Origin of the sequence: Xenorhabdus thuongxuanensis (assembly GCF_001908095.1) — a bacterium.
Classification (GTDB): domain Bacteria; phylum Pseudomonadota; class Gammaproteobacteria; order Enterobacterales; family Enterobacteriaceae; genus Xenorhabdus; species Xenorhabdus thuongxuanensis.
In genome coordinates this window covers 74,864-88,403 of sequence record NZ_MKGR01000005.1, presented here as the reverse complement: position 1 = coordinate 88,403, position 13,540 = coordinate 74,864, and the positions used below count along the sequence as shown (strand labels likewise).

Genomic DNA, 13,540 nt, shown 5'->3' with positions numbered 1-13,540 from the left:
TGTCTGTCCACTGAATTATTGTTCAAAAAAAGAACTGAATTTCTGTTGTCATATCACACTTTTATCCCACAATAAGATAATTAATCAATATGAAAAATAAAATTTTCTTTCAATAAAAAAGCGAAAGAGAATACTCTCTTTCGCTGAAACATAAAAAATATTTACTTTTCTGAGGGAAAAACAGACAACTATGCCTGGCCTTTCACTTCTTTCAGGCCGTTGAAAGGAGCACGATTACCCAGTGCTTCTTCGATACGGATCAACTGGTTGTATTTAGCAACACGGTCAGAACGGCTCATAGAACCCGTTTTGATTTGACCTGCAGCAGTACCAACAGCCAGATCAGCAATAGTTGCATCTTCAGTTTCACCAGAACGGTGAGAAATGACCGCTGTGTAACCTGCATCTTTTGCCATCTTGATTGCAGCCAGAGTTTCAGTCAACGAACCGATCTGGTTGAACTTGATCAGGATGGAGTTTGCGATACCTTTTTCGATACCTTCTTTCAGGATCTTGGTGTTAGTTACAAACAGATCGTCACCAACCAATTGGATTTTGTCACCCAACACTTTAGTCTGGTAAGCAAAACCTTCCCAATCAGATTCGTTCAGGCCATCTTCGATGGAAACGATTGGGTATTCTTTGGTCAGTCCTTCCAGATAGTGAGTGAATTCCTGAGAGGTGAAAGTCTTACCTTCGCCTTTCAGTTCATAGTTGCCAGTTTCTTCGTTATAGAATTCAGAAGCTGCGCAATCCATCGCCAGAGTAATGTCTTTACCCAGTACGTAACCCGCTTTCTCAACCGCTTCTTTGATTGCTGCCAAAGCTGCTGCGTTAGACTCCAGGTTTGGCGCATAGCCACCTTCATCACCTACCGCAGTGTTCATACCTTTGGCTTTCAGTACCTTCGCCAGATTGTGGAATACTTCGGAACCCATGCGTACAGCTTCTTTCAATGTACTTGCGCCAACTGGCTGGATCATGAATTCTTGAATATCTACGTTGTTGTCTGCATGTTCACCACCGTTGATGATGTTCATCATTGGCAGAGGCATGGAGAATTTACCTGGAGTACCGTTCAACTCAGCGATGTGCGCGTATAGAGGCATACCTTTCGCTGCGGCGGCGGCTTTGGCGTTCGCGAGAGAAACAGCCAAAATTGCATTAGCACCGAAGTTAGACTTGTTTTCAGTACCATCCAGCTCGATCATGATCTTGTCGATGTTGGCCTGATCTTTCGCATCCTGACCGACCAGAGCTTGTGCAATCGGGCCGTTAACCGCAGAAACTGCTTTCAATACACCTTTACCCATAAAACGAGACTTATCGCCATCACGCAGTTCCAGCGCTTCACGAGAACCAGTTGATGCACCTGATGGCGCAGCAGCCAAGCCGACAAAGCCCCCTTCCAGGTGTACTTCTGCTTCTACCGTTGGGTTACCACGGGAGTCGATGATTTCACGGCCAAGCACTTTAACGATTTTGGACATTAGGTTTTCCTCAGTACAAGTTAAATTCAGGACAACAGATTGAAACTAAAAGCCATTCTCTTAAAAGTAATTGGTTTAATATCAATCCATTGCCCCATATCTTATTTCAACTGGCCTCTCTGATATTTGCCAGCAGCTTCGACGAAGCCAGCAAATAGCGGATGACCATCGCGAGGCGTTGAAGTGAATTCTGGGTGGAACTGACACGCCACGAACCACGGATGCGCTGGGTTCTCGATGATTTCCACCAATTTGTTGTCGACTGAACGGCCAGCAATACGCAAACCTGCATCTTCAATGCGTTGCAACAGCAAATTATTCACTTCATAACGATGGCGATGACGCTCAATGATGTCATTCTGGCCATAAAGTTTATGTACCAGACTGTTTTCAGTCAGGTGGCACAATTGGCCACCAACGCGCATCGTCCCGCCGAGATCGCTCTCTTCGCTACGTACTTCTACGTTGCCGTTCTCATCACGCCATTCGGTGATCAGAGCAACAACTGGCAACTTACATTCAGGATCGAATTCAGTGGAGTTAGCCTCAGCCATTCCCGCTACATTGCGAGAGAATTCAATCAAAGCCACCTGCATACCCAAACAAATTCCCAAATATGGGATCTTGTTTTCACGGGCATAACGTGCGGTCATGATCTTGCCTTCGATACCGCGGCCACCGAAGCCACCTGGTACCAGAATCGCATCCAGACCTTTCAATACGTCAACACCACGCGTTTCAACATCCTGCGAATCGATTAGCTTGATGTTGACCGTCAGGCGATTTTTCAACCCGCCATGTTTCAGTGCTTCAATCACTGATTTGTACGCATCTGGCAGTTCAACGTATTTACCCACCATCCCAATGGTAACTTCACCCGATGGGTTGGCTTCTTCATAAATGACCTGTTCCCATTCAGACAGATCCGCTTCTGGGCATTCGATGCTGAATCGTTTACAAATATAATCATCTAAGCCCTGAGATTTCAAGAGGGCTGGAATTTTATAAATGGAATCAACATCTTTTAAAGAGATAACCGCTTTCTCTGGTACGTTACAGAAAAGCGCAATTTTTGCACGCTCATTGGCAGGAACGATGCGATCTGAACGGCAGATCAATACGTCTGGCTGAATACCAATAGACAGTAATTCTTTCACGGAATGCTGGGTCGGCTTAGTTTTCACTTCGCCCGCTGCGGCCATATAAGGCACCAGAGTCAGGTGCATGAACAGCGTGTTTTCACGGCCTACTTCCACCGCCATCTGACGAATCGCTTCAAGGAATGGCAGGGATTCGATATCACCGACAGTACCACCGATTTCCACCAACACAACATCATGGCCTTCTGCACCACGGATGATGCGGTCTTTGATTTCATTGGTAATGTGAGGAATAACCTGAATAGTTGCACCCAAATAATCGCCACGACGTTCTTTACGCAGCACTTCAGAATAGACACGACCCGTCGTGAAGTTATTGCGGCGTGTCATTTTGGTTCGGATGAAACGTTCGTAATGACCTAAATCAAGATCAGTTTCAGCGCCATCTTCGGTAACGAAAACTTCCCCGTGTTGGGTTGGGCTCATTGTGCCTGGATCGACGTTGATATACGGGTCCAGTTTCATAATGGTGACATTGAGTCCACGGGCTTCGAGTATAGCCGCCAAGGAGGCTGCGGCAATGCCTTTACCCAGAGAGGATACGACCCCGCCGGTCACAAAAATATAATTAGTTTTCATGCTGAACCTGAAAGTTTAGGTTTAAAAGGATGATGAATATAACAGGACGGGAAAGCAGTATACCCTAACCTTAATTTCGCTACAAACCATCTAAATGGGGTAAGGAGCCACATAAACAGTAACACGGCGAAACAAACACCCTTCTTTCTCTTTAAATTCATTAGGTTATTGGTTTGAAATTTTTTCACCCGACTCAGATTATTCAGCCGTTTAAGCGACATCCTTTTCGCTATTTCCATGCCACCTGGTTTGTGATTGCTATACCTTCTGACTTTTCACTCGCTGCCACATCGCTTCCATTTCATCTAATGTAGCCGTTTCCAGTGACAAGCCTTTGTCGAAGATCAGTTTTTCGACATTACGGAAACGATTCTCGAATTTCTGGCAGGCTTTTTGTAGTGCTATCTCCGGCTTATGCCCCAAGTGACGGGATAAATTAACCACCGAAAACAGTAAATCCCCCAACTCTTCTTCCAATCTGTCTTTATCAACCACCGCCTGTTTCGCTTCGTCCATGACTTCATCAATTTCTTCATAGACTTTGCCCAGCACAGGGCCAATAGTATCCCAATCAAAACCGACCGAAGCGCAGCGTTTCTGGATTTTATAAGCCTTCATCAGGGCTGGTAAACTGGCAGGAATATCATCCAGTACCGAATGCTGATCTTTCTCAGCCCTTTCTGCGGCCTTACGTTGTTCCCAACTGCCTATTGCCTCTTCACTGCTGATACCCACTTGTTGATTGAAGATATGAGGATGACGGCGCTCCAATTTGTCACATACCGCCCCACAGATATCGCCAAAATCAAACTGTTGCTGCTCCTGAGCCATCTGGGCATAAAATACAATATGAAATAACAGATCCCCTAGCTCTTCTTTTAAGGCGTTGACATCATTGCGCTCAATCGCATCAAGCACTTCATAGGTCTCTTCCAATGTATAAGGGGCAATCGTAGCGGAGGTTTGTACTTTGTCCCAAGGACAGCCATTCTGGGGATGGCGCAACTGCGCCATAATCCCCTTTAGTCGTTCAATAGAGTTCGGTTTCATCTTAATCCATGCATTAATCAATTACCGTGCAAACGTCTGGCTTCAATCACATCAGACAACTGATTGAGTTTCGCCAATACCCGCCCAAGCACTTGCAAATTATAAATCTCAATGTTCATATCAATAGTTGCAAGCTGTTGCTTAACATCACTGCGGCTGCTGACGCCCAAGACATTAATTTTCTCATTGGCGAGGATGGTCGTGATGTCACGCAATAATCCACTGCGGTCATTGGCAACAACGCGTACCACAAGTGAATAGCCGCTAGAATAACTCTCCCCCCACACTGCATCGACTATCCGTTCCGGTGAACTGGCTTCGAGTTCCGCCAACTGATCACAATCAGCACGGTGGATGGAGATCCCGCGCCCGCGTGTGATAAATCCAATAATCTCATCACCCGGGATAGGCTGGCAGCAACGGGCAATGTGGTGCATTAAGTTACCTACCCCTTCCACGACAATACGGCCATTATCTTTGCTGGTATTACGTGGTGTATAGGTTTTGTTCTCCAGGTTGCGAAGCGCCTCGCGATCTTCTTCTTCTGCCGTAATTTTATTGAATTTGCTTTGCAGGAAATTCACTAACTGGTGGATGCGGATATCACCAACACCAATGCCCGCTAATACTTCCTCCAACGAGTGGACGTTATAACGGGCTATCAGTTCCTTCTCTGCTTCCTTGACCGTGAGTCCCAAATGTGCCAACTCATTGTCCAGCATCTGGCGGCCGGCAATGATGTTTTTATCACGATCTTGCTTACGGAACCAATTGTGGATTTTTGCGCGTCCACGGCTGGTCGTCACATAGCCAAGGTTAGGGTTCAACCAGTCACGGCTTGGATTTGGTTGTTTCTGGGTAATGATTTCAATCTGATCGCCCATCTGAAGCTGATAGCTGAATGGTACGATGCGTCCGCCAATTTTTGCCCCAATGCAACGATGGCCGACATCACTGTGAATGTGATAGGCAAAATCCAACGGCGTAGAGCCAATTGGCAAATCAATGACATCCCCTTTTGGCGTAAAGACATAAACGCGATCATCAAATACCTGACTACGCACTTCATCCAGCATTTCGCCGGTATCCGCCATTTCCTCTTGCCATGCAATCAATTTTCGCAGCCATGCTATACGGCTTTCATAACTGCCGGATTTACCACCACCAAGTGCAGTGCCTTCTTTGTATTTCCAATGCGCTGCTACGCCAAGTTCCGCATCATCATGCATCTGGCGGGTACGTATCTGGATCTCAAGCGTTTTGCCATTAGGCCCCAAAACGACGGTATGGATAGACTGATAACCATTCGGTTTCGGGTTGGCAACGTAATCGTCGAATTCATCCGGCAAATGACGATGGTGAGTATGCACTATCCCCAGCGCTGCGTAGCAATCCTGCAAACGCTCGACAACAATCCGCACAGCACGCACGTCAAACAATTCATCAAAGGAGAGGGATTTTTTCTGCATTTTGCGCCAAATGCTATAAATATGCTTCGGACGCCCATATATTTCAGCACGAACCCCTTCTTTCAGCATATACTTACGCAAAGTGGTCACAAATTTCTCGATATACTGCTCACGATCAATTCGGCGCTCATGCAATAACCTGGCAATTTTCTTATATTCATCGGGATGTAAGTAACGGAAACAGAAATCTTCCAGCTCCCATTTTAGCTGTCCAATTCCCAGCCGATTGGCAAGAGGAGCATAGATATTGGAACACTCTTTGGCAGCCAGCACCCGCTCATCTTCACTGGCATCTTTCACTTCCCGCAAATGGGCAATGCGTTCTGCCAGTTTAATAATCACACAACGAAAATCTTCCACCATCGCCAGCAACATCCGGCGAACATTGTCGACCTGTACCGAACAAGTCGCATCGGTATGAGTGGCTTTCAGTTGGCGAATGGCATCCATTTCCAATACACCATGCACCAGATTCGTGATGGCCTTACCAAATGTTTCTGTCACTGTTTCGCTATCGAGTAGCTTGGCATTAAGGATGGGAAAAAGTAGCGCAGCACGCATACTGTCATTATCCATGCTCAATGTAGACAGGATCTCCACCATTTCCACACCGCGCCATAGCAACAATTCCGCATTGGGGTGACCCTGAACTTTTTCGTGACAATATCGCCAGGTTTCGACCAACTTTTCATTGGATTGTGGGTTAGTAATGTTTAAACTCGCGATCCACTTATCGACCGCAAATTCACCTGCCGGTGTGAGATGCGCACTTCTTACCGCAACCATAATTTCTCCCTACTCGATCTCCATTGGCTCACTGCTAAACAGCGCCATGGACTCTAGATGGCCTGTGTGCGGAAACATATCCAGCATCCGCACACTGACAAGATGATAACCTGCCTCCAACAAGACCTTGCTGTCCCGCGCGAGTGTTGTGGGGTTACAGGAAACGTAAACCACTTTTTCGGGGGCCAATTTTACAATATGTGCCATAACACCCGCCGCACCAGCGCGAGCGGGATCCAGCAACACTTTATTGAACCCTTGTGCTGCCCAAGGCTGCTGGTGAATATCCGATTCCAGATTTTCATGAAAAAAATCGACGTTATTAAGTTTATTGAGCCGAGCGTTATATTGCCCACTTGCTACCAGCTCAGCAACCCCTTCTACACCCACGGTTGCCTGTACTTGAGTGGCGATCGGCAGGGTAAAGTTTCCCATGCCACAAAACAGATCTAATACTCTATCTGTTGGTTGTAAATCCAGCCACTCCAATGCCTGTGCGACCATTTTTTGGTTAACGACGTCATTTACCTGAATAAAATCTTGTGGACTGAACACCAATTTCAACCCATTCACCTGATACCACGGTGCTGTTTGCCCTTCCATCAACGGTTCAAGGGATTTTTCATCACCAAGCAGATAAATCGCTACATTGTACTGTACCGAAAAAACGCACAGTATTTCCTTATCTTCCTGCTTAAGTGGAGCAAGATGGCGCAACACGACTAATGGTCCACTATCAGCCAATACCAATTCCACGTGCCCTAATCGTTTTACCGCATGCAAGCTATTCAGGCATTGGTACAGCGGGTGTAATAATTGTTCCAATTCAGGACGCATCACTGGACAGTGTTTAATATTCACCAAATCGTTAGATTGGCTCTGGCGAAACCCCATCAATAATGTACGTTGCTTGGCGTGATATTGCAGACCGAGCCTGACCCTGCGCCGATAACCATATTCTGGGCTGCGAATAATGGGATGTGCACTGATGCTAATGCCTGTTTCTCGCTGGATCAGGTGTTCCAGTACACTGGCCTTAGTTTTAACTTGCAGCTCAGCGGCAACGTGCTGCTGTTGGCACCCGCCACACACTTTAAAATGTGGGCAGTGAGGTGCTACGCGATGCGGGCTATCTGATAGCCTTTTCACAACTTTTGCTTTAGCAAACTGGCGTTTTTCTTCTGTCAGTTGGATCTGTGCCTGCTCATCCGGCAATAATCCTGGAATAAAGACAGTTTTTCCCTGATGACGAGCAATGCCTTGCCCTTGTGCATCAAGGTTATCTGCGGTAACGGAAATAATGCCTCGGTTTACGGAGCGACGATTTGGGGAGTAAAATTGCACCATGATTCTGACTGACTTTGAAAAATTGAGTTGTGATTTTCCCACAATGGACGCCTATGACCAAATATAGCCTACGCACCCGTATGATGAGCCTGATATTGGTTCCTGTTTTACTGGTCGGAACGCTTGTGAGTATATCATTTATCTCATACCGCTATTACGAGTTGAAGAGCCTGATAGTCCGTAGTGGGATCAGCATTATTGAACCATTATCTATCGCCAGCGAGATTGGCATTAATCTGGAGAATCGCCAGCGAGTCAACTCATTGATAAACAGCCTGCATCGCCGAAACTCTGAAATTGTCAGGGCAATTGCGATCTTCGATGAACATAATAAATTATTCGAGATTTCAAATAACAAGTATAATGTCAATTGCCTGAAACTTGCTTCCAACGAATCCATACCTACAACGCTATCCAAAACAGAATATGGCAACAATATCATTCTGAAGATGCCCATTATCTCAGAAACCGCCTCTCCTAATCCTTGGCACAATTCCACCAGCGATACGCTGCCCATTACCCAACCGATTGGCTACATTGCGATTGATTTGGACTTACGCGCTGCCCAGCTCCAGCAATATAAAGAGATTGCCACCTCCATTATCCTATTGATTTTGTGCCTTGGGGGAACGGCACTGTTTGCCCATGTTCTGGTACGCAAAGTCACTCAACCCCTGAATTGCATGGTTAAAGCCGTTGATCGCATCCGGCAGGGACAACTGAACAGCCGCGTGACAGGTGCCATGCCTGGGGAATTGGCTGCTCTCCAGAATGGTATCAACACCGTGGCAGAATCGCTCTCGAAATACAAAAATGAGATGCAGCTTCATATTGATCAAGCCACTTCCGACCTGCAAATTACGATGGAGCAGTTAGAAATCCAGAACGTTGAACTGACTATCGCCAAAAAACGCGCGCAAGAAGCAGTCAGGATCAAAACAGAATTTCTGGCCAATATGTCCCATGAATTACGCACCCCGCTTAATGGAGTCATTGGCTTTACCCGTCAAGTGTTGAAAACCCCCATTACACCACAACAGATGGAGTATCTGTATGTCATTGACAGATCGGCCAATAACCTGCTGAAAATCATTAATGACATTCTGGACTTCTCACGGCTGGAATCCAATAAACTGGTATTGGATCAAGTGCCTTTTCTATTAAGAGATACCGTCAATGAAGTTATTGAACTGCTAACGCCTGCTGCCAACGCGAAAAATCTTCCCCTGCATCACCATATTGATGATAAGTTACCCAATCTGATGATTGGTGATCCCATTCGCTTACAGCAAATACTGACTAACCTGATTGGTAATGCCATTAAATTCACAGATAAAGGCAGCGTGATGCTGGATATCAAATTACGCCAGCAGCAACACCATCTTATACAGATCGATTTTACTGTGACTGATACAGGTATTGGTATTAAACCAGAATACCGCCCAATTCTGTTCCAGGCCTTCAATCAAGCAGATGCCAGCATTACCCGCCATTACGGGGGAACCGGACTAGGATTAAGCATCACTAAGCGACTGGTCAGTGAAATGAAAGGAGAAATTGACTTTACTAGTGAAGTCGCTAAAGGAACGGTATTTTATTTTGATATCTGGCTGGAAAAAGATGAATATTCATTCGGATCATTGCCAGAGCATCTGTCAATCTGTTCAGCATCATCGCATTTACCCATGACGGTTATGGCAGTGGACGATAATCCTGCTAACCTGAAACTGATCGGCACACTGTTGAATGAACTCGTTGAAAACACCTTTCTGTGCAGTAATGGCATAGAAGCGCTGGAAATAGCAAAACAACATTCGCTGGATCTGATTTTGATGGATATTCAGATGGCGGATATGGATGGTATCCAAACGTCTGAGCAAATCCAACAAATACCCCAACATAAAGAGACACCAATTGTGGCTGTTACTGCCTTTGCCTGCCACGAGGCAAAGAATGCCCCATTTATTGACTGTCTTTCCAAGCCCCTGGATGAAAACTGCCTGAAAACATTACTGAACCAATATTGCCGGCAGAAAAAACCACAAGCCATTAACTGGGAGATGGCATTGCAGAAGACCGCAGGCAAAGCATCATTGGCGCGGGAGATGCTAGAAATGCTGATAAAATCACTGCCTGACATGAAAAGTATGATTAAACAAGCCCTGACTGCCGATGGTGAAGCAATCCGCAAACATTTTCAGCATCATGTCCACCAATTACACGGCAGTTGTTGCTACAACGGTGTTCCTAAACTGAAAGCAATTTGCGAATTGGTTGAAAAACTACTGCAACAAGGGGTTGCCCTGGCCGATCTGGAGCCTGAATTATTGGAATTCATGGACGAAATCAATCACGTAATGGCAGCCGCTCCCGATATACTTGAGGCTACCATGCTACTTGAATCCGTTACTTTGTGACCATAAATTTACGATATTCTTCGTAAGCATAATTATCCGTCATGCCACTGATATAGTCCTGAATAAGACGTGCTCGATAATAAAACTCAATCACCTCTTTTTCGGCTTCATCAGTGGCAACAATACCTTCCACGGCCTCACCATAAGCTAAACGATGTTTGGTCGAAAGTTTGTGCAGCAAGCGCGTTTCAATAAAATATTGTTTGTGGAAATTATTTTGGTTCAGTTCCATAAAATCCTGACGAGGTAACTCCAGCAAAGGGCTATATACATCCAGCAATCCGGTAATAATTCGGTATCCCTGTAACTCCAATTCTTCCACTTCAGGATGATTGAAAACCCGTTTACGGGTGACATTCTTTAAGGTTTTCAACAAACGATGTTCTTCCCCATTTCCTTCCAACAGGGCGTGATTAAATGTACCTGCATAGATTTCAGGCAGGTGTTCAATAAACAATTTGGCGGTATAAGGCACCAATTTACCGGTAATAAACACCCGTAAATACATGAAAAATTGTTCGTGGATATTACGACGGACTTCGTTATTGGTGGTTTTCTTGTAGGCTTGTATCACCGTAGATTCGAATAAATCACCTTTTCCGTATCCTCCGTTTTCTTCCCACTCTTTTTTCAGATATTCCACCAGTTGTTCGACGTTAAAAATGCCCTTTTCAACCGCATCATCCAAATCTGCAATGCAATATGAAATATCATCTGCGGCTTCCATAATGTATGTCAGCGGAAAGCGACAGAAATCTTCCATTTGCAGTTCTTTTTTCAATTCACGGATAAAGCTCTCTTCTGACCAGTAGTAACCTATTTTCTTCATCAGGTAACTGAATTCAGCAGGCGTCTCTTCCAGACGATAGGCCGGACAGGTATATTTCAATATGCAACCAATCTGGGCATAAGTGAGATTCAAACGCAGCAGATTATGTGCCAGACGGATAGCCTGGGCATTACCTTCAAACTGACATAAATCTCTACGCAATTGTCGGCGAAATAGATCTTTCTTATCTTCTCCCGTCAGGCGCAATGCCGCAACCTTACAGGCATCCTGCCTATTCTCCGTTTTCAGCGTATGGAGCGAATAGTCAGGATCTAATCGGCGGGAGAACCAATCTTTAATCGCTGCCTCGCCAAAATGGCCAAATGGGGGATTACCAATATCATGCATCAGACAAGCCATCTCAACCAGGCTTTCAAAAGCAAGTAAGCGATCACTCAGCCCATATTTTTCCAATAAGTTCTGCTTTGCCAGCTCCGCGATAATTGTTTTTGATATATAACGCCCTATTTGCTGTACTTCGAGCGAATGCGTCAGCCGACTGCGTACTGCCGCATTACGTTCCAGTGGAAATACCTGTGTTTTCTGTTGCAACCGCCGAATAGCGGCTGAGTTGATGATCCGCCCCCGATCGCTTTCAAATTGGCGAATCACTTGCTCTTCATCATCGGGATGAATGGAAGATTTACTGAACTTACGTTGGTAATTCAACTTCTGCTTGAAATCAATCTTAGACATTAATCCCCCATACTAAATGAAACGATTATTTAGAATTGGAATCTGCGGTAAATAGCTATTCAATGATACACTTGCCGATTAAATTAGCCTTTTAATATAGGCATCAATCCATTAATAACAAGCGAGTATGACACAATGAAAATAGGTGTAATAGGTGCAATGGAACAAGAAGTGACTTTATTGCGTGACCAGATTGAAGGTCTGCAAACATTGTCACGAGGTGGATGCGAAATTTATACCGGCAAACTGAATGGCGTTGATATCGCCTTGTTGAAATCTGGTATTGGTAAAGTTTCCTCCGCACTTGGAACCACCTTGTTGATTGAGCATTGCCAGCCAGATATCGTGATTAACACGGGTTCAGCAGGTGGCCTTGATCCTCAACTGAAAGTGGGGGATATCGTGGTTTCCGAAGAAGTTCGCTACCATGACGCCGATCTTACTGCTTTCGGCTATGAGCCGGGACAAATGGCGCAATGTCCAGCCTCATTTATTGCTGACGATAAATTGATCGCCTTGGCCGAAAAATGTATCCAATCCCTCAACCTGAATGCCGTTCGTGGTCTGGTTTGCAGCGGCGATGCCTTTATCAATGGTTCAGAGCCATTAGCACGCATTCGAGCCACCTTCCCGAAAGTTGCTGCGGTTGAAATGGAAGCCGCGGCCATTGGTCATGTTTGCCATCAATATAACATCCCCTTTGTTGTCGTTCGTGCGATTTCTGATGTTGCCGATCAAGAATCCCATATCAGTTTTGATGAATTTTTAGTTGTCGCGGCGCGTGAATCAACACGGATGGTCAATGCCATGCTGACCGAACTGAGTAAACAGTAGTCCATCATGTAAAGTGGAGCATTGATAATGCAATCATTGTTGAAAACTATCTTTTGCCGTTCAATTTGTCTGGCATTCTTATTCCTTTTGTATAGCTTTTGGTGTGGTTTCAGTGCTCCACTTTATGCGGCCGCTTCCCGTGTTATTAGCCTTGCACCATCAACGACAGAGCTGGCATATGCTGCGGGGCTGGGCGACCAGCTTATCGCTGTTAGCGCTTACTCCAATTATCCCGAAGCAGCTAAAAAGTTAGAACAAGTTGCTGATTGGCAAGGCATCAATGTTGAACGGATTATCGCTCTGAAACCTGACCTGATTTTGGCATGGCGTGGCGGTAATCCCCAACGTCCTCTGGAACAACTCGCTGCTTTCGGCATCCCCATTTTTTATTCGGATGTGAAAAATGTAGAAGATGTTGCGTCAGAACTGGAACGACTGGCTGCCTATAGTCCACATCCCGATATGGCTAAGAAATCAGCCACAGATATTCGTGATAAGTTCAATCAATTAAAACAAAAATACGCCAACCAGAACCCTAAACCCGTGTTCTTGCAGTTTGGTATGCACCCGATTTTTACTTCCTCTAGCCATACCATCCAAAGTGAAATTGTCTCGGTATGTGGCGGTAAAAATATTTTCGCTGATAGCCCCGTCCCATGGCCACAGGTCAACCGTGAGCAAGTATTTACCCGCAAACCAGAAGTGATCATCATAGGCGGAACGGAAGAACAAAAACAGCAGGTTACAGATTTTTGGCGACCACAAATTAATGTCACTATTATCGCGCTGAACGATGACTGGTTTAGCCGTGCAGGACCGAGGATTATTTTAGCGGCAGAACAACTTTGTAATCAGTTGAACCATCCCAACTAAAATAATCTAT

At 45.4% G+C, this 13,540-nt stretch carries 9 protein-coding genes; 3 read left to right on the top strand and 6 right to left on the bottom strand.

Features of this window, described 5'->3' with window-relative positions; all coding sequences use genetic code 11:
- Positions 1–188: 188 nt before the first annotated feature.
- From eno to rlmD, 5 genes are all read right to left on the bottom strand, one after another.
- The gene (gene eno / locus Xentx_RS05070) at positions 189–1,490 is read right to left on the bottom strand and encodes a phosphopyruvate hydratase (RefSeq protein ID WP_074019189.1); all 1,302 of its coding nucleotides are present in this window, start codon (positions 1,488–1,490) and stop codon (positions 189–191) included.
- A gap of 101 nt (positions 1,491–1,591) precedes the next feature.
- Positions 1,592–3,229 carry a glutamine hydrolyzing CTP synthase gene (gene pyrG, locus Xentx_RS05065; protein WP_074019188.1) on the bottom strand — a complete coding sequence of 546 codons (1,638 nt, stop codon included), beginning with the start codon at positions 3,227–3,229 and terminating at the stop codon, positions 1,592–1,594.
- A 258-nt stretch (positions 3,230–3,487) separates the two neighbouring features.
- Entirely contained in the window at positions 3,488–4,279 is a 792-nt protein-coding gene (gene mazG / locus Xentx_RS05055; RefSeq protein WP_074019186.1) for a nucleoside triphosphate pyrophosphohydrolase, read from the bottom strand.
- A 17-nt stretch (positions 4,280–4,296) separates the two neighbouring features.
- A complete protein-coding gene (relA, locus tag Xentx_RS05050; protein WP_074019185.1) occupies positions 4,297–6,534 on the bottom strand; it encodes a GTP diphosphokinase in 2,238 nt (745 codons plus the stop codon).
- Between the two features lie 9 nt (positions 6,535–6,543).
- Positions 6,544–7,881 (bottom strand): 23S rRNA (uracil(1939)-C(5))-methyltransferase RlmD, encoded by a 1,338-nt coding sequence (rlmD, locus tag Xentx_RS05045; RefSeq protein ID WP_074019270.1) that lies wholly within the window; start codon positions 7,879–7,881, stop codon positions 6,544–6,546.
- 53 nt (positions 7,882–7,934) lie between these two features.
- Between rlmD and Xentx_RS05040 the strand changes: the two genes are divergently transcribed.
- Complete coding sequence (locus tag Xentx_RS05040; RefSeq protein WP_074019184.1) at positions 7,935–10,298, top strand: ATP-binding protein; 2,364 nt, start codon at positions 7,935–7,937, stop codon at positions 10,296–10,298.
- Here Xentx_RS05040 and dgt read toward each other — a convergent pair.
- On the bottom strand, positions 10,288–11,823 hold the full coding sequence (gene dgt, locus Xentx_RS05035; RefSeq protein WP_074019183.1) for a dGTPase: 1,536 nt from the start codon (positions 11,821–11,823) through the stop codon (positions 10,288–10,290). The two genes, Xentx_RS05040 and dgt, sit on opposite strands and share 11 nt — an antisense overlap.
- Before the next feature lie 135 nt (positions 11,824–11,958).
- On the opposite strand from dgt, the gene mtnN reads away from it, so the two are divergent.
- Both mtnN and btuF read left to right on the top strand, forming a co-directional pair.
- Positions 11,959–12,657: a 5'-methylthioadenosine/S-adenosylhomocysteine nucleosidase gene (gene mtnN / locus Xentx_RS05030; RefSeq protein ID WP_074019182.1), complete on the top strand. Its 699-nt coding sequence runs from the start codon at positions 11,959–11,961 to the stop codon at positions 12,655–12,657.
- A gap of 27 nt (positions 12,658–12,684) precedes the next feature.
- Positions 12,685–13,530: a vitamin B12 ABC transporter substrate-binding protein BtuF gene (btuF, locus tag Xentx_RS05025; protein WP_083600879.1), complete on the top strand. Its 846-nt coding sequence runs from the start codon at positions 12,685–12,687 to the stop codon at positions 13,528–13,530.
- Positions 13,531–13,540: the final 10 nt, after the last annotated feature.